This window comes from Alistipes sp. UBA1686 (assembly GCF_002320215.1).
Taxonomy (GTDB): Bacteria; Bacteroidota; Bacteroidia; order Bacteroidales; family Rikenellaceae; genus Alistipes; species Alistipes onderdonkii.
The window spans coordinates 531,202-557,349 of sequence record NZ_DCKA01000021.1; the positions used below are offsets into that span (position 1 = coordinate 531,202).

Here is a 26,148-nt window from a genome sequence, read left to right on the forward strand (position 1 = left end):
GCCTGCCCCCAAAAGGCAGCGGCCTGCGCAGGCCGCTGCCTTTTCATTGCGGGCGATCCGTCCGGCGCTGCCCTGCAAAGCGGGAAATCGCAGGCGGAACCGTGCGAAACCCCCTGCCTGCGATGACAATATGAAAAGAATTTCGTATCTTTGCAGGCGTTATTGAAATCTAACGACAAATAAATAGAATGGCTTTACAATGCGGCATCGTAGGTTTGCCCAACGTGGGTAAATCGACCCTTTTCAACTGCCTGTCCAATGCGAAGGCGCAGGCGGCGAACTTTCCTTTCTGTACCATCGAGCCCAATGTGGGCGTCATCACGGTTCCCGACCAGCGGCTTGTCAAACTGGCGGAGATCGACAATCCCAAACGGGTGATCCCGACCACGATCGAGATCGTGGACATCGCCGGGCTGGTGAAAGGGGCGTCGAAAGGCGAAGGGCTCGGCAACAAATTCCTGGCCAACATCCGCAACACGCACGCCATCATCCATGTATTGCGCTGCTTCGACAACGGCAACATCACCCATGTGGACGGGTCGATCGACCCCGTGCGCGACAAGGGCATCATCGACACGGAGTTGCAGCTCAAAGACCTCGAAACCATCGAAAACCGCCTCGCCAAGACGCAGAAGCAGGCCACCTCGGGCGGCGACAAGAACGCCAGGCGTGCCGTGGAGCTGCTGCTGCAATACAAAGCCGCACTCGAACAGGGCAACAGCGCCCGCACGGTGGAACTGGAGAAGGAAGACCGCAAGCTGGTCGCCGACCTCAACCTGCTGACCGACAAACCGGTGCTCTACGTCTGCAACGTAGACGAGAAAAGCGCCGTGACGGGCAATGCCTATACCGAAGCGGTGAAGGCGGCCATCGCCGGCGAGAAAGCCGAAATGCTTGTCGTCGCAGCAGCGACGGAGGCCGACATCGCCGAACTGGAAAGCTACGAGGAGCGGCAGATGTTCCTCGAAGACCTCGGCCTTGAGGAATCGGGCGTGGCACGCCTGATAAAATCGGCCTACAAATTGCTGAACCTCGAAACGTTCTTCACCACGGGCGCCGACGAGTCGCGGGCCTGGACATACGTGCGCGGCATGAAAGCCCCGCAGACGGCAGGTATCATCCACACCGACTTCGAAAAAGGATTCATCCGCGCCGAGGTCATCAAGTACGACGACTACGTGGCGCTGGGCTCGGAGAAAGCGTGCCGCGACGCCGGTAAAATAGGCATCGAGGGCAAGGAATACGTCGTGCAGGACGGCGACATCATGCACTTCCTGTTCAACGTCTGACGTCCCCATCCGGCACACCGAAACGCAGCGGACACCCGCAATAAGGACACCCCGGACATGGACACGTTGTGCAGCATACTGTTCTCCCGCCGGACGCAGGGAGTGCTTTTCGGCCTGATCCTCGCCGCTGCGATCCTGCGTAACCGCACGATGTGGATTATCACGGCGGCAATCGTGGGAACAGCCTGCGCGGGCATGGCAATCGTCGCGGCCGCCGGGCTGCGCAGGTGCGGCAGGGCGTGGCGCGATTTCCCGGATACGCCCGAATACGACGCTTACGCCCGGCGCAGGGAAGACGAACTGAAACGAAACGACAAAAACAAAATAGAATCATAACATGGCAAGACCCGTAAGAGTGCGCTTTGCGCCGAGCCCCACGGGGCCGCTGCATATCGGCGGCGTCCGCACGGCCCTTTACAACTACCTATTCGCCCGCAAGATGGGCGGCACAATGATCCTCCGCATCGAGGACACCGACTCGCAGCGTTTCGTACCGGGCGCCGAAGAGTATATCCTCGAATCGCTCGAGTGGTGCGGCATCCGGATCGACGAAGGCGTAGGCGCGGGCGGCCCCCACGCCCCCTACCGCCAGAGCGAACGGCGTGAAATCTACCTCAAATACGCCCTGCAGCTGGTCGAAGCCGGATGGGCGTACTATGCGTTCGACACGGCCGAAGAGCTGGACGCCCTGCGCAGGGAGGCCGAAGGACGCGGCGAGGCATTCGCCTACAATTACACCGTGCGCGAAAAGCTGGCCACCTCGCTGGCGCTGCCCGCCGAAGAGGTCAGGGCGCGTATCGACCGCGGCGACCAGTGGGTGATCCGTTTCAGGATGCCTGAAAACGAAGTCGTCGAAATGGACGACCTGATCCGCGGCCACGTGGAGGTCAACACCTCGACGCTCGACGACAAGGTGCTCTACAAATCGGCCGACGCACTGCCCACCTACCACCTCGCCAACATCGTCGACGACCACCTGATGGAGGTCTCGCACGTCATCCGCGGCGAAGAGTGGCTTCCTTCGCTGCCGCTGCACTACCTGCTATACAAGGCATTCGGATGGACGGCGACGCAGCCCGCGTTCGCCCACCTGCCCCTGCTGCTCAAACCCACGGGCGGCGGCAAGCTCTCGAAACGCGACGGCGACAAGATGGGATTCCCCGTATTCCCGCTCTTCTGGAAATCCCCCACGACGGGCGAGACCGCACACGGATACCGCGAGGACGGCTATTTCCCCGAGGCATTCATCAACATGCTGGCGCTGCTGGGGTGGAACCCCGGCACCGAGCAGGAGATTTTCTCGATGCAGGAGCTGATCGACAATTTCTCGCTGGAACGCGTTTCCAAGTCGGGCGCACGCTTCCAGCCCGACAAGGCAAAATGGTTCAATGCACAGTACATGCACCATAAGAGCGACGCCGAACTGGCCGCGCTCTACCAGCCGATCCTGCGCGGGCACGGCATCGAGGTCGCGGACGAGGTCGCAGGCCGCGCCGCCGGCATCATGAAGGAGCGCGCCACGTTCATCACCGACCTGTGGGATCTAACGTCGTTCTTTTTCGTGGCCCCGGCCGAATACGAAGAGAAGCAGACCAGGAAATACTGGAAGGGGCAGAACTCCGAAATCCTGCGCGAACTGCGCAGCGTACTGGCCGCGATCGACGATTTCTCGCTGGAAAATACCGAGCGGATCGTACACGGCTGGATCGAGCAGAAAGGCTACGGCATGGGGCAGGTGATGAACACGCTGCGCCTGGCCCTGGTCGGCGCCGGCAAGGGCCCCGGCATGTACGACGTGACGTCGTTCATCGGCAAGGAGGAGACCCTGCGCCGCATCGACCATATCCTGGCAACCTTAAAACCCGCAGAATAATATGGTAACTATCGAACAACACGTATGGGGCATGACGCCCGAAGGAGAGGCGATCATCCTCTACACGATGCGCAACGACAAGGGCGCCAAAGTGAAGCTCTCGAATTTCGGGGCCGCGATCGTCTCCGTGACGATGCCCGACCGCGAAGGCCGCATGGACGACGTGGTGCTCGGTTACAAACATCCCGAAGGCTACTTCTTCGACGGCGCCGCCTCGGGCAAGAGCGTCGGCCGCTGCGCCAACCGTATCGCATCGGGACGCATGACCATCGAAGGCAAAGAATACTCGCTGGAGGTCAACAACGGCCCCAACCACCTGCACGGCGGCACGAAAAATTTCGCCAACCGTCTTTGGGAAAGCCGTGTCGAGACCAACCGCGTCGTCATGTCGCTCCTGTCGGAGGACGGCGACCAGAATTACCCCGGCGAGCTGAACGTCGAAGCCGTATTCGATTTCGACGACGACAATGCCCTGGAGATCACCTACCTCGCCAAGACGGACAAAACGACGGTCGTGAACCTCACGAACCACGTCTATTTCAATCTCGCGGGCGACGGAAGCGGTTCGATCCTCGACCACGAACTGCGCCTGAACAGCTCGAAGGTGCTCGAAATGAACGACAAGCAAATCCCGACCGGGAAATTGCTCGACGCAGCGGGCACCCCGCAGGACTTCCGCCAATTCAGGCCCTTCCGCCCCGGCATCGGCTCGGAGTTCAACCACATCCGCGATTTCAAGGGGTACGACCATCCTTTCGTCATCGACGGGTGGCAGCCCAACATCCTGGGCGAGGTCGGCGAACTGCGCGAAAAAAGTTCGGGGCGCTGCGTAAAGGTACTTTCGTCGCAGCCCAGCGTGATGGTCTACACCGGCAACTGGCTCGCAGGCGGATGCCCCGAAACCAAGACCGACGGACGTTACAACGACTACGACGGCGTGGCGATCGAATGCCAGAACTACCCCGACGCCGTGAACCACCCCGATTTCCCGTCGCCGCTGCTCAGACCCGGCGAACTCTATTGCCAGAAGATTGTCTTCCGGTTCGGCACCTTTTAGGCTGTCCCGGCAAAACGAAAATCCCTGCTACATGTAGCAGGGATTTTTCGTACAAGAACCCGGCGTGAACGAGCGGACGGACACGGGAGATTCCGCTCCGTATATGCGGCCTGCAGGGTTTCTTACTCCTTTTCCGTCCTACCTTTTTCCGCCCTACTTCCCCGTCCCGGACTGGGCGGCCAACACCCGGGCGCGCTCGAGCGCCGCATGGATGTCGGGGCAAATGTTCTCCTCGCCGAGCAGGTTGCAGATCCCGGCATTCTCCAGCGTAGCGCGCACGCCCGGGTTCACGCCCGACAGCACGAGGGTACTCCCCGCCCGCTGCGACATCCGGCACAGGGTTTCCAGATTATGGAGCCCCGTGGAGTCGATAAACGGCACGCGGCGCATACGAATGATCCGCACCCGGGGACGGTCGCCCATCTGCATCATCAACTCCTCGAAGCGAGTAGCGATGCCGAAGAAATAGGGGCCGTCGATCTCATACACCTCGATCCCGGAGGGTATGGCCAGCGGCTCTTCGTGCAGCCGGGCGTCGGAACCCGCCGAGGGGTCGATTTCATTGCGTATCACCGATATTTCGGTCGTCTCCATCACACGCCGCAGGAACAGCACGCAGGCGATGAGCAGCCCCACCTCGATGGCCACCGTCAGGTCGAAGACCACCGTCAGGAAAAAGGTAACCAGCAGAACGGCCCTGTCGGAAAGGGGCGTGCGCAGCAAAGCCCGGAAAGTCCGCCAGCCGCTCATGTTATAGGAAACGACCACCAGTACGCCCGCAAGGCAGGCCATCGGGATATACTGCGCCAGCGGCATCATCAGCAACAGGATCAGCAGCAGCACTCCGGCATGGATAATGCCCGCCACGGGCGTCCGGCCGCCGTTGTTGATATTGGTCATCGTCCGGGCGATGGCACCCGTGGCCGGAATGCCGCCGAACAGCGGAGTGAGCAGGTTGGCGGCACCCTGCGCCATAAGCTCGGTATTCGAATCGTGGCGGTCGCCGGTCACACCGTCGGCGACCGTCGCCGAAAGCAGGGATTCGATAGCCCCCAGCAGCGCAATGGTCAAAGCCACGGGGAACAGGCTGCGCATCACCTCCCAATCCATCGCGGGCATGGCCGCGGCAGGCAATTCGGCACGGATCGTAAAGCGGTCGCCGATGGTATCGACGCCCTCCATGCCCGCATACGTCCGAAGCGCCCAAACCCCGGCCGTCAGCACGACGATGGCCACCAGCGACCCCGGGATACGGCGCGAGAACCTGGGTGTAAGGACAATCAGCAGGATGCTGCCCAACCCCACGGCCAGGTTCGCCCAGTTGACCGAACCGAAATGGCGGAAATAGAGCATCCACTTGCCGATGAAATCCCCCGGCACGGGTTCCCCGCCGAAATTCATCCCGAACAGGTCTGCGATCTGCGTCGTGAAAATCGTCAGGGCGATGCCGGCTGTGAACCCCACCACGACGGGATAGGGAATGAACCGGATGACGGCGCCGAGTTTGAACAGCCCCATCGCGACCAGCAGCACGCCGGCCATGAACGTCGCAACCAGCAGCCCCGTTTCGCCGTATTGCTGGACGACGCCGTAGACGATGACGATGAAGGCACCCGTAGGGCCGCCGATCTGTACCCGGCTTCCGCCCAGCAGCGAGACGACGAACCCCGCGACCACGGCCGTGATGATTCCCTTTTCGGGCGACACGCCCGAAGCGATACCGAAGGCGATAGCCAGCGGCAGGGCCACGATGCCAACGACCAGGCCGGCCATCAGGTCGGCCGAAAACGTCTGACGCGAATAGCCCCGGAACACTTCGAAGAACCGGGGACGGAACGATGCGATATGTTTCATAGACCGTTAAAAAAATTTGAAAGTGCAAAAGTAGGCAATTTTCGGCTTATATCCCCCTTTTCGGCATTTAATTATTCGGGCCTGCACGGGCCGGGACAAATAAATTTGGTATTGCCCCGGACAATCACTACCTTTGCCGTCGAATTTCTAAGGGGTGCTCGCAGTGCGCGGGCTGAGATTATACCCATTGAACCGGACACGGGTAATGCCGAGACCGGGATGCATAATCAACATTACATACCCCTTTTCAGTTCTTTAACTTTAAAAAGTTTAAACATGAAAAGGTTTTTACTACCCATTGCGGCCGCCGTCATAGGCACCGCCGCACATGCCCAGGCCGTGGAGGCCGGGCAGGAAGACTCGCTGCGCATGTACCGGTTGCAGGAGATCGAAGTCACCGCCACACGCGCCGACGCGGCCACGCCCGTGGCCTACACGGACATCGCGCGCGACGAGATCGCCCGCAACAGCTTCGGATCCGACATCCCGTCGGTACTGGCGCTGACCCCCTCGATGGTCGCCACCAACGAAACCGGCATCGGCATCGGCGCCACCTCGGTACGGCTGCGCGGCACGGACGCCACGCGCCTGAACGTGACGATCAACGGCGTTTCGATGAACAACCCCGACTCGCACTCGATGTACTGGTACGACACGCCCGACCTGATCTCGTCGGTAGGGACGGTGCAGGTGCAGCGCGGCGCAGGCATCTCGACCAACGGCACGGGTGCCTTCGGCGGCGCGGTGAACATGACCACCGAGGCACTCCCGACCGATTTCAACGGCTCGGCATCGCTCTCCTACGGATCGTACAACACCAACAAACAGGCCGTGCAGGTTTCGTCGGGCCTCATGGGCGGCCACTGGGCCGTGGATGCACGCCTGACCCATATCGGTTCGGACGGCTACATCGACCGCGGAGCCACGGATCTTAAATCCTACATGTTCCAGGGTGCCTATTACAACGGCAATACGATGCTGAAACTGGTATCGTTTGGCGGCAAGGCCAAGACCTACCTCACCTATAACGGCGTCACGAAGGAGGACATGAAGCGCTACGGACGCCGGTACCACGACAGCGGGCAGTACGTCACCTCGGACGGCCCCTTCGTACTGGCCGATGGCACGCACGTCGACTACTACGACGACCAGACGGACAACTACCTGCAAATCAACAACCAACTGATACTCAATCACCGCATCGATGACCGCTGGGTGATGAACGCCACGGCGTTCTACACGTACGGGTACGGTTATTACAAGCAGTACAAGGACGACGCATGGCTTGCGGGCTACACCAACCTGCAGAGCGACATCGAACAGGCCGACCTGATCCGCGAAAAGATCATGCGCAACCACCTGGGAGGCATCAACGCCTCGGCAGCCTATTCGGTACGCAACCTCGACCTCACGTTCGGCGGTTCGTGGAGCTATTACTCCTGTCCCCACTGGGGCACGCTGGACTGGGTGGACGGCCTGAAGAAAAGCGACATCCGGGGGCGCTGGTACGACAACGATGTCGACAAACAAGACGCCAACGTCTTCGTGCGCGCCAACTGGACAGTCGCCCGGGGGTTGCGCCTGTTCGCCGACATGCAATACCGCTATGTGCATTACCAGGCATGGGGCGTCAACGACAACTACAACTGGGACACCTCCGCGATGCAGCCTATCGACGTAGATAAGAAATACCATTTCTTCAACCCGCGCGCGGGCATCCATTACACGCTCGCCGACCGCCACAACTTCTACGCATCGTTCGCCGTCGCACAGAAGGAGCCTACGCGCAGCGACTTCACCGACCGTTATATGTTCTCCGGCGACAACTCCTATCCTTCGTCCGAGAAACTCTACGACTATGAACTTGGCTACCGGTACGACACACCGAAATTCAGCGCAGGCGTAAACCTCTACTACATGAAATACAAGGATCAGCTGGTCGCCACGGGCATGGTCAACGACGGCGACGATGCCCTGAACACGAACGTGGAGGACAGCTACCGCCGGGGCATCGAACTTTCGGCGCAATGGAAAGCCACGGGCTGGTTCACGCTCAGCGGGCACGCAACGTTCAGCCAGAACAGGATCGAGGATTACGTCGACGCCCTCAAGGACAGCCCTACCTTCGGGCAGAACCTGGGCGACATGACCATCTCCTACTCGCCCGACGTAATCGCCGGGGTGCTCTTCGACTTCCACTACAAGGGCTTCGAGGCCGTATTCCACACGCAGTATATTGGCAAGCAGTATTTCACGAACAACGAAATCGACGCCCTGTCGCTTGACAGCTATTGCACGACCAACCTCAACCTGGGCTATACGCTCCGCACGAAAGCCGCCCGCAGCGTCCGCTTCGGGCTCATGGTCTACAACCTCTTCGATTCGGAGTACTGCGGCAACGGGTACGGCTATTCCTACATGGACGACGGCAAGCGTACGGACGTCGCCCTCTACTTCCCGCAGGCCCCGCTGAACGTGCTGGCCAACGTGACGGTGAAATTCTGAGAACAGATGGACTGGAAACTCGTACTGCAAATCGCCGGGGTCGTGCTGGGGCTGCTCTACCTGTGGCTGGAATACCGGGCCGACATCCGCCTGTGGATCGTCGGGCTCATCATGCCGCTGGTGCACGGCGCCCTCTACTACAAAGCGGGGCTTTATGCCGACTGCTCGATGCAGGCCTACTACGTACTGGCCGGCCTTTACGGGTGGATCGTATGGCATAACGCACCGCGCAGGAAAGCAGCGGCCGACCGGATCGGGCATACGCCCCTGCGCCAGGCTGCGGGGCTGGTCGCCGTCTACGCCGCAGCGCATACGGGCATCTACTTCCTGCTCGTAGCATTCACCAACAGCACCGTGCCGTTCTGGGACGCGATGACCACGGCCGGAAGCATCGTGGCGATGTGGATGCTCTCGCGCAAGTACGTCGAGCAATGGCTCGTATGGCTGGCCGTAGACCTGGTAACGGTGGGGTTGTACCTCTACAAGGGCATCCCGCTGACGGCAGGCCTGTACGCCCTCTACTCGGCGCTGGCAGTCGCGGGCTACCTTCGCTGGAAAGCAAAAATGCGCGCATAGCAATCCGGCCTCAAAACGACGGAAGGCCGTCCCCTGCTGCGGGGACGGCCTTCGCTTTCCGAGTATCCGGGCCGCTGTGCCGGATGCCCTATTTCACATCGGTGAGGTAGACATTACGGAACTCCAGGGTGCCGCCTTCGCTCTGGAGCGCAATGTAGCCCGTACGGTTCGTACCCGAACATTCGTTCTGCAACACGCCGTTGATATAGACGGCCATCCGGTCGCCCTGGCAAACGATCTCGGCCTCGTTCCACTCGCCTGCAGGCTTCTCGCAACCGGCATCGCCGATACGCGCCTTTATAGGGAATTTGCCGACGGGTTCGATCCCGGCGGCCCTTGCACCCCCGAGCAGCACCAGGTCGCCCGCACGCCCTGCCATGAGCTGGCATTCGATCCCTTGAGGCCAGACCTTATCGCCCTCCTGCACGCGCTGGAAAATGCCGCTGTTCGTTGCTTCGCCGATCCAGCGCCACTCGGCGTGGAGCCTGTAATCGCCGTACTGCCGCACAGTACGCATGTAGCCGAATGGCTGCCCCGCGATACGGATATTGCCGTCCCGGACGGTGAATACCTCCCCGGCAGGCACGTCGCCCAGGCTGTCGACGACGCATACCCAACCCGCAAGGTCTTTGCCATTGAAAAGTTCGGTTCGGGCATTTCCGCCGCATGAACCCAAAGCCAGCGCACAAACCAGCGCTGCGAAAAGAAATCGGATATTCATAGTTTATCGAGTTATTTGATCGGACAATCTCAGGGCCGGAGCAGGATTCCCGCACAGCGGCTATTCGGGCAGGCCGTGTTCCCCGACATAGGCCAGTATCTCTTCGCGCAGGGACTTGGGCGTAACGTTCTGCCGCAGCACGAGCAGGTAGGAATTGCGGATCTGCGCCCGGATAAAGGCATCGGGCAGGTCGCCCGTCGTGCGGATGTCGTTCCAGTGCTTTTTGCTCGAATGCCACGCAGGCGTGACGTCGGGATACTCCTCGCGCAGGGAAACCGCCTCGTCGGGGTCGCACTTCACGGCGACCCGCCCGAAATTCTCCATATCGGCATAGGCATACATCTTCCCGCCGACCTTGTAGACCAGCGTAGTTTCGTCGAAGGGCGTACATTCCTCGGTCAGGGGCAGCGACAGGCAGTAGTCGCGAAAAGCCAGGACATCCATAGCAAACTGATTTTCGGGTAAAGATATGAAATTTTTGGCACACGGATTGCGTTCCTGCCATAAGTAAAACCAAAATCAAGGAAACGATGAAAAAAATTCTCCTCTGTGTATCCCTGCTCTCGATGTTCGCGGCAGGCTTCGTAGGCTGCTCGCAAAAGCGGGAGTGGAACCACGAACAACGCAAGGCCATGCGCGAAGCGCTGCGCAGCTACCGCCAGATGGTTTACCTCGACGACCTGACCGACGCCGAGTTCGTACTCTTCACCGACCAGGTGGCCGGGGAGCTGGAAGGCACCTATCCCGTCTACGCAACCTTCGTGGAGATGCCGGGCGTAACCGACACGGTTGACATGGTGGTCGTCACGACCATCGTGGACGAACTGAACGCCGACGCACGCAACATGCGGCATATCTTCCCCTACAACTACCTCGTAGCGCAGGGCGTGCTCCCCGCGGGCCTCGACCACGACCAGCAGAAGGCTTTTTACAACTGCTTCGCCGGGAAGGTGAACGACACCTACGACACGATGTCGCAATTCTTCAACGCCATCCTGGCCGATACGACCGACATGTCGCAGCTGCGCCAGTTGCAGGGGCAGTGCGCCAACGACCTTTTCGAATGGGTGATTACCGAAGTCGACGTGATCGAGAGCGTCAACTGACGCATCGCACGACCAAACGCAGCCGGGCGGGATTTTTTGAAAAAATCCCGCCCGGTTATCTTTACCCCGCCACTCCGGCGGCGTAACAAGCGCTACACCTCCGGCACCGTGCACGAACACGACGTCTCGGGGCGTTTGTCGTAAAATTCCTTGGACACCACGATCCGGATCGCCTTGTGGAGGATCGAGAATTCGAGCGGCGTTTCGCCCAGCAGCTCCCCGTCCACCTCGACCGATATTTCGGGCGACGACTCGATGCGGATACGGCTACCGCGCTCCTGGAGGATATGCCGGATACGGTAGATACCGCCGTTGAACAGGTAGTGGAACCGGAACAGCAGGTGCCAGAAATGCACCGGCCGGATGAGCGACACGTCGAGCATGCCATCGTCGGCCACAGCCTCGGGAAGCTGCTGCATACCGCCGCCGTTGTACTTGCAAATACCGATGGCGATGCTTAGCAGCAGGTTGTTGTAGACCAGCCGGTCATCGACCCACACCTTCATTCCGGTGGATTTATAACGAAAGAATTGCCTGACCAGACACCATGTGTAGATCCAGCGGTTCTTGCGCCCCTTCTTCTTGAGGTGCGAGAACTTGCGCACCACATGGGCGTCGAAGCCCGCACCCGCGACATTGGCCATGTAACGGCTCTGGCGGTAGTGCGACTCCTCGTAGGAGACCACGCCCACATCCTGCAGGAACGAATACCCTTCGCTGATCGCCTTCACGGCGTCCTGGTAGCGGTTCGAAATACCGAACGTGCGCACCCAGTCGTTGCCCGTACCGACGGCGACCACCGCAAGCAGCACCTCGTCGGGGCAGACCTTCTGCTGGATGAACAGGCCGTTGACCACCTCGTGCAGGGTGCCGTCGCCCCCGACGACGATGATATGCCGATACCCCTCATTGACGGCCGTCACGGTAAGTTCCGTGGCGTGGAACTTATGTTCGGTGAAGACCGGTTCGCAGAGTATCTGCGCATCGCGCAGGTAGCGCGATATCTGCGGGAAATGGTCAAGCCCGCGGCCGCCTCCGGCCACGGGATTGACGATGACGAACCATTTGACCTTTCCGGCTTCCAAAACACGCTACTTTTTGGGGATGTTGCGCAGCGTGTCGACCATGAACTCGTAGAACTTGCCGACCGATGCGATCTCCACCTTCTCGTCGGGCGAGTGCGGGTAGCAGATCGTGGGGCCGAACGAGATCATGTCCATCTTGGGGTATTTGCTGCCGATGATGCCGCACTCCAGCCCGGCGTGAATCGCCGTCACGGCGGGCTGCTTGCCGTAAAGGGCTTTGTACGAAGCGGTCATGGCCTTCAGGATCGGCGAATCCATGTCGGGGTTCCATCCGTCGTAGCTGCCCGAAAGCTGCACCTTGGCGCCGGCCAGTGAGAACACGGCGGCAATGGCCTCGCCCAGCGCGGCCTTTTCGGTGTTGACCGAACTGCGCAGCAGGCATTGCAATTTGACCGTCTTTCCGTCGGACACCACGCGTGCGAGGTTGCTCGAAGTCTGCACCAGCCCCGGCATGGCCATCGACATCTTCTGCACGCCGTCGGGGCAGCCGACCACAGCCTTCGTAAGTTTCTCAGCCACCTCGCGGGCAACCATCTCCGCAGGGGCTTCGCACTCCCTGATCTTGACCGACACGGCATCCTCGATGCCCGCGTACTCGGCCCTGACAACCTTCTCGTACGCCTTCAGCTCCTTGGCGAATGCCTCGTACTCTTTCGTTTTGACCATCACCACAGCCTCGGCCTCGCGGGGGATGGCGTTACGCAGGCCGCCGCCGTCCACCGAGCACAGCAACACGTCGCACGACGCCGAAGCGGCGTTCAGGAAGCGGAACAGCACCTTGTTGGCATTGGCACGCTGGCATCCGATCTGGATGCCCGAATGGCCGCCCTTGAGCCCCTTGACCGTGATCTTCGCAGCGGTATAATTCCGTGCGGGCGTCTTCTCCGCCGTATATTTGAAGGTGACGTTGGCATCGAGCCCGCCGGCACAGCCCACATACAGCTCGCCTTCGGTCTCCGAATCGAGGTTCAGCAGGATATCGCCGCGGAGCAGGCCCTTTTTCAGCCCGAAGGCACCGTCCATGCCGGTCTCCTCGGTTGCGGTAAACAAGGCCTCGAGGGGGCCGTGCACCAGTGTATCGTCCTCCAGCACGGCAAGGATCGCCGCGGCGCCGATGCCGTTGTCGGCCCCGAGCGTCGTGCCGTCGGCCGTGACCCACTCGCCGTCGACGTAGGCGTCGATGGGGTCTTTTGTGAAGTCGAACTTCTTATCGTTGTTCTTCTGGGGCACCATGTCGAGGTGCGCCTGCAGGATGACGCCCTTGCGGTCTTCCATCCCTTTCGAGGCCGGCTTGCGGACATAGACGTTGTGCGCAGCGTCCTCCTTGCATTCCAGTCCCCGGGACTTGGCGAAATCCATGACGTACTTGCGGATCTTCTCCTCGTGCGACGAGGGGCGCGGGATGCGGACGATCTGAGCAAAATGTTTCCAGACGAGCGCGGGCTTGAGCGCAGACAGGTTCTTGTCCATAACTATTCGGTTTTTAGGTTTGATTGTTCGGGTTCTCTCCGGGTATCCCCGGCATATTTGTCGAATGCGTCGACGATGTATTTGACCAGTTGGTGGCGCACGATGTCGCGTTTGTCGAACTCCACGATGCCGATCCCCCCGACACCGCGCAGGATCTCCATTGAGCGGGTCAGCCCGCTGTCGCTTTTCTTCGGCAGGTCGATCTGCGTCACGTCGCCCGTGACGATGAACCTGGCGTTGCGCCCCATGCGCGTGAGGAACATCTTGATCTGCGACAGGGTCGTATTCTGCGCCTCGTCGAGGATGACGAACGCATTGTCGAGCGTACGGCCGCGCATGTAGGCCAGCGGCGCGATCTGTACCGTCCCCTCTTCGAGGTATTTCGCCAGCTTGGCCGGCGGGATCATGTCGTTCAGCGCATCGTAGAGGGGTTGCAGGTAGGGGTCGAGCTTCTCCTTCAAGTCGCCCGGCAGGAACCCGAGCTTCTCGCCCGCCTCGACCGCCGGGCGCGTGAGGATGATACGCCGCACCTCCTTCTCCTTCAACGCGCGCACGGCCAGCGCGATGGCCGTATAGGTCTTGCCCGACCCGGCGGGGCCCACGGCGAACAGCAGGTCGTTGCGCCCGTAGAGCGACACCAGCTTCTGCTGGTTGACCGTGCGGGCACGGATGATATTGCCGTTGTTGCCGTAAACGATGACGTCCTTGTCAGCCGGGGCTTCCTGTCCGGCGATATCACCGGCGAAAGCCTGGCCGATGACTTCGGACGAGATATGCCCGTATTTGAGGTAATAGGCCACCAACCCCTCCATATGCCGGCCGAACCGTTGGGTTTCGGCCTCCGAGCCCAGCACTTTGAGCGACGAACCGCGCGCTACGATCCTGAGTTGGGGATGGAGCGCCTTGATCTGGTCGAGGTAGACATTCCGGGGGCCGTAGAGCTCCCGGGGGTCGACACCCTCGATGGCGATCTCTTTTCCGACAGCTTCGGTCATAGGCTAAAACAGGTAACCGACGCTCAGGGCGACGTTATACGAACGGAGCTTGTCGAGGCGGCTGCCGTCGGGCAGCACCACGTCCTCCTTGCCTTTGAACTGGCCGTTGTAGCGGAGGTCGATGAGCATGTGACCCAGCAATTTGACGCCCGCACCCACCGTATAGGACATCGTGGGACGTACGCGGCCGAAATCCAGCAGGTCGCCGCCCGACTTCTGTTTGCAGTCGTTCATCACGGTGAACACCGGGCCCGCATAGAACCGGAACGGCCTGAGCAGGCGCAGCGACACGAGCACCGGGACGTCGATCGAATTCGACTTGAGGTTGATCTCCTTCGCCCCTTCGGGTTTGATGCGGAGCCCCTGGCGCACATACAGGATCTGCGGCTCGATGGCGAAGGCGCCCAGATTTACCGCCGTGACGATACCGGCCTGCCAGCCCAGTTTATTCTTGACATCGGTCTTCGACATGTTGGTCGTATAATCGGGGACGTTGATACCGCCGATCACCCCCCACTCGACCCGCGTGCGGGGGCGCTGCGCTAAAGCCGGCCATACGCAGGCCCCCAACAGCAGGGTTATTACAATTTTACGAATCATTGAACAACTGTTTATTTGATTTTCAACTTGATACTTGCCCAGAGCATATAACCCACGCAGAGGGCGACGAACAGCATCCCCAGGTGGGGGTTCCCCGTCCAGCGGATGATTGCCCCGCATACGGGCCCCGAGACGGCCCCGGCGGCAATCGCCATAATCATCAGCCCCGCGACCCCGTTGGCCTGTTCGGGTACGGCTTTGGTCGCCACGGCATAGAAGGTGGCGAAAACGCAGGCCATGGCGAAGCCCATCAGCCCGACGGCCGCATAAATCGCAGCCTCGTTGCGTACGAAAAGCAGCACCACGCAGAGCACCAGCGCCCCGGCCATATTCCAGCTCAGGTATTTCACGTCCGAAAGGCGCACCAGCACCCAGGCCCCGACCAGCGTACCGACGATGCGGCAGGCATAGAAACCCGTAGTGGTGAGGATCGAATCGGGGTTGTCGATCAGCCGTACCGAGAGGAACCCGATCCCGACGTCCCCGGCGATGAAACACGCCACACCCAGCGTACACAACAGGACGGCCCTGTTCCTCAGCAGCCGGAAACAATCGGACATCCCCGCCGCATGCCCGCTGCGTTCGGGTTCGGCCACGGTGGTAAATTGCAGCCAGATGCCGCCCAGCACGGTGAGCCCGGCATAGATCGGCAGCAGCAGACGCCACGAACCCGTGAGCGCCACGAGCGCCGTGACGATGGGCGCCAGCAACAGCAGCGAGGTGTTGCGGAAAATCTGTCCCACGGTCAGGTAGCTCGTCATCCGCTCGCCCGGCACGATGGTCGCCAGCAGGGGGTTGACCGCCACCTGGAGCGCCGTATTGCCGATGCCGAGCAGCCCGAAGCCGGCGAAGTACCAGCCCAGTGCGCAGCCCTCGCCTGCGAGGAAGGGCACCAGCAAGCCGGCGATCGTGAAGGCATAGCCGATCATCGACATGGCCTTGCGGCCGATGCGGTTCATCAGTGCCGCCAAGGGGGTCGACAGGACGAGGAACCAAAGGAACACCATCGTAGGCAGGAAACTCACGGCCGCCTGCTGCGATGCGGGAAATTCGGTGGCGATACGCCCCGAGATCGGAGCCACGATATCGCAGAACCCCATGATAAAGAAGCCCATAAGCACGGGCCCGAGAACACGTTTATCTACTTTGTCGACACGCATCGGCGACGATTTTTTATCCATACGATTTTTCAAAGTTACGTTTTTTTTGACAAATTTCCTGCTCTTGGCCCCCATTATTTCACAATTCGGCATCATTGCGATCAGACAGCCACATTCCGCCGGACAAAAAATGTGCAAGACACACGGCATCGCGGGAGGGGGCAGCGATTGCCGGCGCAAATATTCCCGAGCCTCGCCGAAGCATGCAGATGGCTAATTATCAATTTGAAGGCCATCAGACACGACGATCCCGCAATGAACAAAAAAAATATTTTTTCTCTTGCCCGAAAGAAAAATATTTACTATATTTATACCATACATTATTTTTATAAACCAACATTATTTATCGCATGAGGCTCAATAAATATACGCACAAAGTGGTATTATACATCTCTATTGCCCTATTTATCTCATATTTCGTTTTGACATCTGTGCCTAAATTCGACACCGAAGAAAATAAAATTTACTTCAAATCACTTTACATCATCTCATTTGTCCTGCTAATCATTTACTCACTTTTAAAAAATGGAAAAAAATGAAACAGTTGCTGTTTTACACCGGTTTGTCTATTATTTTAGTAGCCGCATTTTCCTCCTGTTCTTCTGAAGTAGAAACGACGTCAAGTTTACAACAAATTTATGAAGAAGATGTTGATGTCCTATCTAGTGAATATGCTTCTTTATACAAAAATTTGGTCGGAACAATTTTTAAGGAATGTAAAAAAATTTCAGTATCCGAATCTGATATTGATTTAAATGAACACTTTAAGAATTTTTCAGATGTATATTTTAGCCAATTATCACCCAAAGAACTCGCCCTTATAAATCGGAAAAGCTATTCTTCCGAAACGCGTAATGATAACTCATCGGCAATAGTCATTCCTGAAGACTTTATCATGCAGATCAAATCTATAATGTTTGATGCGAATGTAAATTTACTAACTGAAAAAATAGAGGAGTTTTACGTTAGCCCATATTTTTTAACGCTACACCAAAATGAACAGAAAGAGTTAAAACTTCAACTTGAAACTCTTGCAAAAATACGAAATTCATGGATTGAGATTTTAATTGAATATTATCAACCCCAGGCAACAACCAGAATGTCGCCCGGTGACCGTATGATTTGGAGCGACATTGCAAAACAGATGAATCATAAACAACAAAGTAATTTAATCGATGCAAGTCTCTATGGCATAGGAATCGTATGTGGCCCAATTCCCGCTGGAGTCGTAGGTGCCATAGCTTTGGCAAAATCAATTTTTTGGCCATAGTCGATATTGATAAAAATAAAGATCGGCGAAAGACTTTTGCTTTCGCCGATCTTTATTTTTTAAAGGCTCTTGGAACACGACAGTAAAATCTACGACAAATCAGTCGTTAAAAAAGACTCTTTGAACTAATGCCCCTCATCCTTCTGCTGACTCCGAGCAAAAATCGGTTATCCCACAGTTCGTTACCAGTGTCGCAATCCCATCGACAGTGAGTTGTCCTGGACACAAAAAAACCGGCCGCAGCATAGGCAGACTAATCGGCGGCAGGGCAAAACGCACCGTCGTTTGGATTTTACCGCGGATTTTCATATTTTTGTATAAATACATCAATCCGACCGTATGTTCCTATTCGCACATATAGACTCCATAACGTTGCCGCTCGAAGACCCGATCCTGAAATTCCTGCTGATCCTGGTCATCATTCTGGCGGCACCGTTGTTACTGAACAAACTCAAAATCCCCTATTTGCTGGGGCTCATCATCGCAGGTGCGGTGATCGGCCCCCACGGCCTGAACCTGGTTCTGCGCGATAGCAGCATCATCCTCTCGGGAACGGCCGGCCTCCTGTACATCATGTTCCTGTCGGGGCTGGACATGGACATGTCCGATTTCAAGAAAAACAGCTGGCGCAGCCTCATCTTCGGGCTCTACACCTTCTGCGTGCCGCTCGGACTCGGCATCCTGGCCGGGTATTACATCCTGGGCTTCCCGATTTACTCCTCGATCCTGCTGGCCGGGCTCTTCGCCTCGCAAACCCTTATCGCCTACCCCATCGTCAGCAAACTCGGCATCTCGCGCGACAAGGCCGTCACGATCGCAGTCGGCGGCACGGTCATCACCGACACGCTCGCCCTGCTGCTGCTCACGGTCATCGTCGGGATGGCCACGGGCAATGTCGACGAAACATTCTGGTGGAGGCTCAGCGCCTCGGTACTGCTTTCGATCGGCATCATCCTGTTCCTGTTCCCGCTGCTGGCGCACTGGTTTTTCAAACATTGCAGCGACAGCGTATCGCAGTATATCTTCGTGCTGGCGATGGTATTCCTGGGAGCCTATCTCGCGCACATGGCCGGGCTGGAGCCGATCATCGGTGCATTCCTCTCGGGGTTGGCCCTCAACCGCCAGATCCCCCGCACCTCGCCCCTGATGAACCGGATCGAATTCGTGGGAAACGCCATCTTCATCCCCTTCTTCCTGATCGGCGTGGGCATGCTCATCGACTACCGGGCGTTCTTCCGCGACTGGGAAAGCATCGAAGTGGCGATGGTGATGATCGCCCTGATTACGCTCGCGAAATTCCTCGCGGCCTATTTCACACAAAAGACCTTCCGGCTCTCGAACGACCAGCGTACGGTGATCTTCGGGCTGAGCAGCGCCCATGTGGCGGCGACGCTCGCGGCCGTCATGGTCGGCTACAACGTCATACTCGGGCATACGGCGAACGGCGAACCGATCCGCCTGCTGAGCGAAAGCGTCCTGAACGGCACGATCCTGATGATCCTCGCCACCTGCACCGTCTCGACCTTCGCCACGCAACGGGGCGCACACAACATCGCAATGCGCAATGCGCAGGACGACGACAAGGAGCCGCAGGAGGAAGACCATATCCTGATCCCGCTCGCCAACGAGCAGACCGCCTACGAACTGGTCTGCCTGAGCATGACGCTCAAAAAGGCCAAGGAGCGGAACGGGCTGTATGCGCTGAACGCCATCGACAACAAGGTCGAAGACCCCAACCTCGAAAAACAGGGGCGCAAACTGCTCGACATGGCGGCGCAGGCGGCGGCATCGGCCGACAATTACATGCAGCAACTGCTCCGCTACGACGTGAACATCGCCAACGCCATCGTCAGCGTGGTCAAGGAGCGCAATATCTCCGACATCGTGATGGGTATGCACCACGACCGTACGCCGGGCGGGTCGGGCATCGGCAGGATGGCCGCAGACCTGCTGGGCTACAGCAACGTCACCACGTTCTTCTACCATCCCGAACAACCGCTCACCACCGTCAAGCGGCACCTGGTCATCGTACCCGAGAAAGCCGAGAAAGAGGCCGGGTTCCAGCTCTGGATGCAGAAATTACGCAACCTGGCCGAGAATTCGAGTGCCAGGATCGTCTTCTACGCCCCGGCCAGCACGATGCAATACCTGCGGCCTTCGCGCGGAAAACGCTCGTCGAAAGCCGAATACGTGGTTTCCGACTGCTGGGACGACCTGACGGCGCTGACCTATGAAACCAAACGCGACGATTGCCTGTGGGTGGTGATGAGCCGCCGCGACCGGCTCTCCTACCACCCCGCCATGAGCAAGGTGCCGGGGTATATGGAGCAGTTCTTCGCCGGGCACAGTTTCGTGCTGATCTATCCCGTACAGGCGGGCGATACGGACAACCGCTATCTGTAACGTACGCCCGGGCCACCGGTGCGGGGAGTTTCCCGTTTCCGGATTTTATACTACCTTTACGGGCGACGGACGCCCCCGGAAAACCCCGGACAGGTTTGGTTTTGCGTCCTCGTTGTATTATCTTTGCAGCGGATAAGAAACTTTTGCATATCTGCCTGAATGACAGCGTTGAGTAGAGAGAAAGAAAGTAGTTGGTAACGATTTAGCAACAATGCAACTGCGCTGAACCGCTGCGCTTGTATCTCGTCAAACAACTCTATGCAAATATAAATCAAAATCGGATATGGCAAAAGATATCCGTACATTATAATCCGTTCTCCAGTCTTTTCTCCAACAATGGCATAACCGTATAAAGGCTCTCCGCTTCTTGCGAAGCGGAGAGTTTTTCTTTTTCGGGGGGGGGCTCCGCCCTTTATATTGCGAATAGCGCAGGCACTATTCTTACCGTCTTGAATCTGCCTAACAATTCGTTTACCTCCGGTTTTGCTGTCTTCCCATCGTATTGTGGCGTCGTTACGTTGCAGGTGCAAAGATGTTTACGAGGTCTTCACGTACAAGGTCGCGTCTTGCGGTTTGGCGAAAAATCTTCCCTGCGCCTCGATGGGACTGCTGCTTTTTTATGCACCTTAACCAGGGAGGGCAATAAATATCATTTGATGAGTTCCCCGTTTTTATCGTAATTATTTTGGATAAATCCGCCGTCGTCTGTCCATTCGGAGGTGGAACTCAGCGAGCCGTCGGAACGATACGTTTCACGGTAAACCAGCTTGTCGTTCTTGTAGCGCCCCTTGTAATACCATCCGTCGCTGTCATGCGTTTCATAGGGTCCTTCTTTTCTGTCATCACGATAGGTATACACCGAAAGGAGTTTTCCGTGGCTGTCATAGCGTTTTACAGCGCCTTCGAGTTTGCCTTCGACATACTCCTCCTCCATTCTGAGTCTCCCGTCCTCATCGTACCAACGGGCCGTACCATAGCGTTCGTCGTCGAGATAGTCGCAGCAATATTCGATATTTCCATGCGGCCGGAACGCCGTCGAATCGGCATGGTAGGTCGTATATCGGCCTTGGGTCTCTCCTCCGGCATAGAAACCCTCGCTTCTCAGCTGTCCGTTGGGGTGATATGTTTTCACGGCGCCGTCGAGCTTTCCGTCGATGTAAGTCGCAGTCTTGGCAACGGTCAGTCTGCCGTCTATGGTGTAATATTCGCAATACCCGCCGTCGCATACCCCTTCTTTGACCTGTGTCGTAAAGAGATTCGGGAAAAAGGCCTTTCTTACAATTCCGGTCTTTTCGAGTCTGCCCGTAAAGGGCCTGCGATCCGCGATCGTGCAGATAAGCCCGGCGGAGTCGCAATAGTAGAGGTATTTTTCGGAGCTGAGCAGTTCGCCCTTTTCGTAGATCCGCCTGTCGTCCAGCCTGCCGTCTTGGCGGTAGTAGCTCCACGTACCGTCGGGAATCCCCGTCAGTTTCCGGTCGTGGCCTTTTTCACGGCCTTTGGCCATCATCTTGCCATCAGGGTAGAAGAACTCGCAAGGGCCGTCCGGTTCCCCATGCCGGTAAGTTTCGACAGACCAGACCGTGCCGTCGGAACGGTATTCAGTAATCTTACCGTGCCTTCGGAACCTGAGTTTTTTCCCGGTTTCGCAAACATTACCGTCCGCATCGTATTCCGTGTAGGAATGGGGCACATGATCCCGGATGTAGTTCTGGCCGAAAAAGATCGCCTGCAAGATTATGGCTACCGTTACCGGCGCAAGAAGGCCGATCCACCACGCACGGAAGTATACCTGTGCCAGGACGATAGAGAGAATGAACCAGACGATGCATACGAAGATGCTTGAGTAGATAAACGTAAAACCCCTGGCCATGCCCGCACCGGCCGGGTCGGTTCCGGCACTGAAATTTATAAGCCGGACAATCAGCGCAACGGCTCCTACCAACAACGGATAGACTGCCGCGGTCACAAAGAAGAAGAGGAGTTTCATTTTCATTTTAGGTCGGGGTAAAGATTTTTTTTACGGGTTTTCCGGGGACACTGTCCCGGCATATAAAGATAAATTAAAAATTACCTCCGGTTGTTATCCATTCGGATCAATTAGTTATTATTCGTCATTATTTTACGCTTTTTCCGCAAACCGGATCGGAGGCATACACATTCCCGGAAAACGTATGCAGCACTCCTTGCGGGCCGCTGCTTTCTATGCACTTTCCCCGAACACTCCGGAAAATTCGCAAACTTTACGCAGGATTTAAAATATCCGGGCTGCCGGATCGTCTGCATAAGTAGAACGCAGCGGCAATGACAGCACAAAAACGAAAGACCGTACTTTACACCTTCGACTGCTCCGGATGCGGTTACTGCACCGAAGTCTGCGACAGCGGGATCCTCAAGCTGGTCGACAACGGCACATGCCGCTTCGTCAACGTCGCAGACGCTTCGCGCTGCACGGAATGCGGACGGTGCGAACGGCGATGCCCGAACAATGCGATTTTACTTAAACCAATAGCATGAAAGAAAAACTAAAAATTGCAGGATACGCCCAGAGAGGCGTGGTTCCGCTCGCCCTGGGCGTCGCCGTGACCATGTGGCTGTGGAATGCGCTGATTCCCGAGATCGTGGGCTGGAAAGCCATCAACCACGGGCAATCGCTGGGCCTGCTGGTACTGCTGCGGCTGCTCTTCGGGCATTTCGGATACTTCGGCCGCGGAGGTTTCGGCCGTCCGCACATGTCGCGCCGGGAGCACCGCCGCCTGCACGAGGCTATGAGGGGCATGTCGCACAGCGAAAAGCGGGAGTTCATCCGCCGCCGGATGCGGGAATTATGCGAACGGTGCCGCCGACACACGGCAGGCGGAGAAAACACGCACCCATTTTAAAATCTGAACCGATGTATAGTAATGAACAGGCAAAGAATGTGACCTTCCGCACGGACGAGCGCATGACCTACGGTGCAATGAACTACGACGGCGCGGAGCTGATGGAGCAACTGTTGGCGCAGAAAGTATCGCTTGCTCAACAACCGGCCGTACAAACGCCTATTCTTCCCAAAGAGACACCATGAACGAAGATACACAACAGAATATGGAACTGACCGCACAGGAGGAGGCTTTCTGCGACCTCTATGTCCACGGAGGAATGGAGTTCGCAGGGCAGATCCTCAAATGCTACCGTAAGATCTTCGGCGGCACGGCATCGATGCGGGATTCGGCACAGGCTCGCAGCCTGCTGCTCCAGCCCCGCATGATGGCCCGCGTCAAGGAGATGATCTCAACGGAACAGTACGAGATGGAGACGGCCGCCGTGAAACTCCAGGTCGCCGAGCCCCTCAAGGCCGTGATGGCCGAGGCGGCGACACAGAACTACATAGACCGCTTCGGGGCGCCTCTCTCCCCGGCGTCCGTCGTTGCCGGCGGGCTTCCTGTCCGCGGCGGTGCGGTGCGCAATTCGAAAGACGCCGTCGACAAATGGATTTGGGGCCTCGGGCTGGGCATATGATAAAAAAAGGCTTTTGCCGCCGCCTGCCCTCCCATTTTCGTTTCCTGCAGCTCTGATTTGTGTTCAAAAAGTTGGAAAATGTTTGCTGTTTGTCCGAAAAAATCCATATATTGGGCATATAAACACTAAACATGCAAACATGTTCTTACGCTCCATTTTATCCGTCGCGGCACTGTTGTGCCTCGTCACGCCCGCCGTGTTGCGCGGCGCGGCGTATGCCGATTACGATCAAACAATATCCGAACCGCTGGAAATACGGATCAACGACAGCCTCAGCATCCGGATAAGATCGATCTCCAAAGAGGAATATGAAACCCGGAAACAGGCGGCGGAACACTTGCGGCATAAACCTTACCGGAAAATCGAGGATCTTGCCAAAGTGCAGAAAATCCTCGGCCGGAGACTGAAGGTTATCCCCAAAGATTATGGGGGCCGTATTGTCAAGGAGTTTGAAATCACTTTCGACGACGGAACCAAAGAGTACAAGGAGTACTTGGATTTGGAATTCGTCTTTTACGCCTACTATCCGGAGCTCAGGATATTGTGTTTCGATTCTGCCGGCGGTTACAGTAAGGTCGACTTCAACACCAATTCGGAAGAGTGGAACGGAAATATAAGCCCAGAGGAGTGGTCTGTTTCGCCCGACAAACAGTTGCGGATCAATGCCGATGGTCCCGACTGTATAGCGAGAGACGGCTACAGCTATTTTTTAGAGAAATGGAACAAGGAAAAGAGACGGTACGAGCATATCGGCGATTTGTTTTATACCGAGAATTTGCTCCGGTCGTGGACGGACGACGGCGACGGTTTAAATTTCGAACGTGTACAACATGTGATTCTGTGCTGGTACTACGGTACGGACTGGTCGTGGACGGACAATAATACGGTATTGTATACATGCCCCGATTCCTACACGGAAGGAGGCCGTCTCTACGGTGAAATGGAGATTATCGTAAAATAACGATCCTATGAAAAAAACAGCACTTCTATTGAGCCTGTTGATTTCCCTGTTCCTGCCCGGACTGCAGGCGCAGGAGAATTCCGCGATGCCGCGCTTCACGGAGTTTCGTACTCCCGAAGAGTTCGATAGCGGCGGGTGGCAAAACAAAATTATTGATGAAGCACAAATCGATTCCCGTATACTGCAACTGGTAACATCCAAGGATACAGTCGATTACTACAATCGATGGATATGTGTTCAGGTGCTCGATAAAACCACGCGCCGGCTCCTGCAGGAAATCGACCTGGCACCAGACGAAGAAGGGGGTGTGGGTGACATGCTTTGTGTCGATGACTACAATTTCGACGGCTACGACGATTTTTCCATGTTGGAAGGGGTATATGCGAGTGGGAATACATCGAGTGTTTATTTTCTGTTCGATCCCGGAACCGGCACTTTTTTCCTGAGTAATATCGGCGGAACCAACCTGGAATTTAACGACGTTTCCAAAACGATCACTTCGACGAACTATTGCTGCGCCGGAAGTAGAAAGATGGAGCAAATCTACAAACTGGTGGATAACCGGGCGGTGCTTATCGAACAGCACTGCCTGACCTGGGTAGAGGTAGAAGAAAAGGGCACGTATTTGGAGGACGAAGATGGATATCCGGTCTTCGAAGAAGAGGATTGCTATCCCGACAGCTATATCGATGTGGAATTGGAATCCGTCGGATCGAAAGATACTTGCCGGCTGAGGCTTGCGATTTACGATGAAGATATGGCAGGCGGTTTTGTTCAGTATAAAGATCAGAAGGAGCGGATACCCCTGTATCTGAATCATTCTCAAACCGTAGAGCCAGGCAGCGGCGGCGATCCCGATACACGCCGCCTGTTCTATAACGAAATGCGTCAGGGCGTTGCCGACGGGGAGTATGTGGTGACGCTCCGGTATCCAGACGTTATCGAGGTATATTATCTGCGCGGGAAAGAGGAACGGGAATTCATGTTGAAAAAAACAACGGAATGAAAAGAACTGCGGTCTTATTGAGTGTGTTGCTGTCTTTGCTTTTCTCTGCGCTGCACGCGCAGAGAACAAAGTGCCTGCGCATAACGAAGAAGGCGCTGGATATAGGGGTTTACGATTACGGAAAGGTCAAAAAATCTCCGTATAAAGTTTACTACGGGAAGCAGGCCGAGGACAAATTCACCGAAGTGCTGATGAAAAGCGAGCGGCTTATGAATTCGGGTAAATTCGGTCAGTATCGGACACCTGACGATTTTGTTACGGACGATGTTGTGGCTTACGAATATTGTCCTGAACTGAACTATGTGATGACCACGGGCGGGCATGGCTATGCCTTTGCGTATGATTTGGAAACTTTGGAAGAGATCTTCGTCAATCCCTCTACTTTTGTCTATTCTCCGTCGGGTTGCTATCGCTTTGGAACATTTGACGTCGAAGCAGGAACGGAGATTTATTTGGAGGTAAAGCAGGGTGATAAATGGGTTTCACATCTTAGAGGAGTCTGCCCGACCATGATAGAGGGCGTTTACTGGTTCGACGATCAGACGATACATTATCTGAAAAAAAAGGAAAGCCCCTCTGGCACAAGCTACTGGATCGGATATTCGATGAAATTCTCTTTTGAAAATGAACCGGAAGAATCCATCCGGCCATGACGCAGGCGGCTGCCCCGCATGCCGCGGCGGCAGGTCGCGGGCCGGATTGATCGCATAGCCCGCCGG

25 protein-coding genes are annotated in these 26,148 nt (G+C 57.0%); 16 read left to right on the forward strand and 9 right to left on the reverse strand.

Annotation, left to right across the window (positions count from 1 at the left end; translation table 11 throughout):
* Nucleotides 1–188: 188 nt before the first annotated feature.
* The 4 genes from ychF to B3C38_RS12310 are packed head-to-tail and all read left to right on the forward strand — an operon-like array spanning nucleotide 189 to nucleotide 4,219.
* Nucleotides 189–1,289 (forward strand): redox-regulated ATPase YchF, encoded by a 1,101-nt coding sequence (gene ychF / locus B3C38_RS12295; protein ID WP_022333453.1) that lies wholly within the window; start codon nucleotides 189–191, stop codon nucleotides 1,287–1,289.
* 57 nt (nucleotides 1,290–1,346) lie between these two features.
* Nucleotides 1,347–1,625, forward strand: coding sequence for a hypothetical protein (locus B3C38_RS12300; protein WP_087403273.1), 279 nt, complete (start codon nucleotides 1,347–1,349; stop codon nucleotides 1,623–1,625).
* A 1-nt stretch (nucleotide 1,626) separates the two neighbouring features.
* On the forward strand, nucleotides 1,627–3,162 hold the full coding sequence (gene gltX, locus B3C38_RS12305; protein ID WP_286727274.1) for a glutamate--tRNA ligase: 1,536 nt from the start codon (nucleotides 1,627–1,629) through the stop codon (nucleotides 3,160–3,162).
* A 1-nt stretch (nucleotide 3,163) separates the two neighbouring features.
* The gene (locus B3C38_RS12310; RefSeq protein ID WP_286727275.1) at nucleotides 3,164–4,219 is read left to right on the forward strand and encodes an aldose epimerase family protein; all 1,056 of its coding nucleotides are present in this window, start codon (nucleotides 3,164–3,166) and stop codon (nucleotides 4,217–4,219) included.
* A gap of 153 nt (nucleotides 4,220–4,372) precedes the next feature.
* Here B3C38_RS12310 and B3C38_RS12315 read toward each other — a convergent pair whose 3' ends face one another.
* On the reverse strand, nucleotides 4,373–6,073 hold the full coding sequence (locus B3C38_RS12315) for a SulP family inorganic anion transporter (RefSeq protein WP_237957690.1): 1,701 nt from the start codon (nucleotides 6,071–6,073) through the stop codon (nucleotides 4,373–4,375).
* Nucleotides 6,074–6,349: 276 nt separating this feature from the next.
* On the opposite strand from B3C38_RS12315, the gene B3C38_RS12320 reads away from it, so the two are divergent.
* Both B3C38_RS12320 and pnuC read left to right on the forward strand, forming a co-directional pair.
* Complete coding sequence (locus B3C38_RS12320; RefSeq protein ID WP_286727276.1) at nucleotides 6,350–8,578, forward strand: TonB-dependent receptor; 2,229 nt, start codon at nucleotides 6,350–6,352, stop codon at nucleotides 8,576–8,578.
* A gap of 6 nt (nucleotides 8,579–8,584) precedes the next feature.
* Nucleotides 8,585–9,154 (forward strand): nicotinamide riboside transporter PnuC, encoded by a 570-nt coding sequence (pnuC, locus tag B3C38_RS12325; RefSeq protein ID WP_237957688.1) that lies wholly within the window; start codon nucleotides 8,585–8,587, stop codon nucleotides 9,152–9,154.
* Nucleotides 9,155–9,242: 88 nt separating this feature from the next.
* On the opposite strand, the gene B3C38_RS12330 is transcribed toward pnuC, so the two are convergent.
* Together B3C38_RS12330 and B3C38_RS12335 are read right to left on the reverse strand one after the other, a co-directional pair.
* A complete protein-coding gene (locus B3C38_RS12330) occupies nucleotides 9,243–9,875 on the reverse strand; it encodes a 3-keto-disaccharide hydrolase (RefSeq protein ID WP_286727277.1) in 633 nt (210 codons plus the stop codon).
* Between the two features lie 60 nt (nucleotides 9,876–9,935).
* Complete coding sequence (locus B3C38_RS12335) at nucleotides 9,936–10,319, reverse strand: MmcQ/YjbR family DNA-binding protein (protein WP_022333447.1); 384 nt, start codon at nucleotides 10,317–10,319, stop codon at nucleotides 9,936–9,938.
* An 86-nt stretch (nucleotides 10,320–10,405) separates the two neighbouring features.
* On the opposite strand from B3C38_RS12335, the gene B3C38_RS12340 reads away from it, so the two are divergent.
* On the forward strand, nucleotides 10,406–10,981 hold the full coding sequence (locus B3C38_RS12340; protein WP_022333446.1) for a hypothetical protein: 576 nt from the start codon (nucleotides 10,406–10,408) through the stop codon (nucleotides 10,979–10,981).
* Nucleotides 10,982–11,073: 92 nt separating this feature from the next.
* Here the strand turns inward: B3C38_RS12340 and B3C38_RS12345 are convergent, their stop codons facing one another.
* Genes B3C38_RS12345 through B3C38_RS12365 form a run of 5 tightly spaced genes read right to left on the reverse strand, consistent with a single transcriptional unit; the run spans nucleotide 11,074 to nucleotide 16,312 of the window.
* Complete coding sequence (locus tag B3C38_RS12345) at nucleotides 11,074–12,066, reverse strand: diacylglycerol/lipid kinase family protein (RefSeq protein ID WP_018695337.1); 993 nt, start codon at nucleotides 12,064–12,066, stop codon at nucleotides 11,074–11,076.
* A gap of 6 nt (nucleotides 12,067–12,072) precedes the next feature.
* Nucleotides 12,073–13,536, reverse strand: a complete 1,464-nt coding sequence (locus tag B3C38_RS12350; protein WP_153919504.1) for an aminoacyl-histidine dipeptidase — start codon at nucleotides 13,534–13,536, stop codon at nucleotides 12,073–12,075.
* 2 nt (nucleotides 13,537–13,538) lie between these two features.
* Nucleotides 13,539–14,531, reverse strand: coding sequence for a PhoH family protein (locus B3C38_RS12355; protein WP_022333443.1), 993 nt, complete (start codon nucleotides 14,529–14,531; stop codon nucleotides 13,539–13,541).
* A 3-nt stretch (nucleotides 14,532–14,534) separates the two neighbouring features.
* On the reverse strand, nucleotides 14,535–15,131 hold the full coding sequence (locus B3C38_RS12360; RefSeq protein WP_022333442.1) for a porin family protein: 597 nt from the start codon (nucleotides 15,129–15,131) through the stop codon (nucleotides 14,535–14,537).
* Between the two features lie 11 nt (nucleotides 15,132–15,142).
* The gene (locus B3C38_RS12365; protein WP_229107374.1) at nucleotides 15,143–16,312 is read right to left on the reverse strand and encodes an MFS transporter; all 1,170 of its coding nucleotides are present in this window, start codon (nucleotides 16,310–16,312) and stop codon (nucleotides 15,143–15,145) included.
* 514 nt (nucleotides 16,313–16,826) lie between these two features.
* On the opposite strand from B3C38_RS12365, the gene B3C38_RS12370 reads away from it, so the two are divergent.
* Nucleotides 16,827–17,561 (forward strand): hypothetical protein, encoded by a 735-nt coding sequence (locus tag B3C38_RS12370; RefSeq protein WP_055203192.1) that lies wholly within the window; start codon nucleotides 16,827–16,829, stop codon nucleotides 17,559–17,561.
* 339 nt (nucleotides 17,562–17,900) lie between these two features.
* Entirely contained in the window at nucleotides 17,901–19,964 is a 2,064-nt protein-coding gene (locus tag B3C38_RS12375; protein WP_286727279.1) for a cation:proton antiporter, read from the forward strand.
* A 649-nt stretch (nucleotides 19,965–20,613) separates the two neighbouring features.
* Here the strand turns inward: B3C38_RS12375 and B3C38_RS12380 are convergent.
* The gene (locus tag B3C38_RS12380) at nucleotides 20,614–21,957 is read right to left on the reverse strand and encodes a toxin-antitoxin system YwqK family antitoxin (RefSeq protein WP_256166443.1); all 1,344 of its coding nucleotides are present in this window, start codon (nucleotides 21,955–21,957) and stop codon (nucleotides 20,614–20,616) included.
* Between the two features lie 308 nt (nucleotides 21,958–22,265).
* Here B3C38_RS12380 and B3C38_RS12385 point away from each other — a divergent pair, with 308 nt between their 5' ends.
* The 7 genes from B3C38_RS12385 to B3C38_RS12415 all read left to right on the forward strand — a co-directional run bounded on the left by B3C38_RS12385 (nucleotide 22,266) and on the right by B3C38_RS12415 (nucleotide 26,082).
* Entirely contained in the window at nucleotides 22,266–22,478 is a 213-nt protein-coding gene (locus B3C38_RS12385) for a 4Fe-4S binding protein (RefSeq protein ID WP_117506581.1), read from the forward strand.
* A complete protein-coding gene (locus B3C38_RS12390; RefSeq protein WP_022332303.1) occupies nucleotides 22,475–22,843 on the forward strand; it encodes a hypothetical protein in 369 nt (122 codons plus the stop codon). The genes B3C38_RS12385 and B3C38_RS12390 overlap by 4 nt, the downstream gene beginning before the upstream one ends.
* A gap of 11 nt (nucleotides 22,844–22,854) precedes the next feature.
* Nucleotides 22,855–23,028, forward strand: a complete 174-nt coding sequence (locus B3C38_RS12395; RefSeq protein WP_022332302.1) for a hypothetical protein — start codon at nucleotides 22,855–22,857, stop codon at nucleotides 23,026–23,028.
* A 20-nt stretch (nucleotides 23,029–23,048) separates the two neighbouring features.
* Nucleotides 23,049–23,462, forward strand: a complete 414-nt coding sequence (locus B3C38_RS12400) for a hypothetical protein (protein WP_276791293.1) — start codon at nucleotides 23,049–23,051, stop codon at nucleotides 23,460–23,462.
* An 82-nt stretch (nucleotides 23,463–23,544) separates the two neighbouring features.
* Complete coding sequence (locus tag B3C38_RS12405; protein WP_286727281.1) at nucleotides 23,545–24,423, forward strand: hypothetical protein; 879 nt, start codon at nucleotides 23,545–23,547, stop codon at nucleotides 24,421–24,423.
* A gap of 7 nt (nucleotides 24,424–24,430) precedes the next feature.
* The gene (locus B3C38_RS12410) at nucleotides 24,431–25,429 is read left to right on the forward strand and encodes an XAC2610-related protein (RefSeq protein WP_022332299.1); all 999 of its coding nucleotides are present in this window, start codon (nucleotides 24,431–24,433) and stop codon (nucleotides 25,427–25,429) included.
* Nucleotides 25,426–26,082, forward strand: a complete 657-nt coding sequence (locus B3C38_RS12415) for a hypothetical protein (protein WP_022332298.1) — start codon at nucleotides 25,426–25,428, stop codon at nucleotides 26,080–26,082. The genes B3C38_RS12410 and B3C38_RS12415 overlap by 4 nt, the downstream gene beginning before the upstream one ends.
* Nucleotides 26,083–26,148 lie beyond the last annotated feature (66 nt).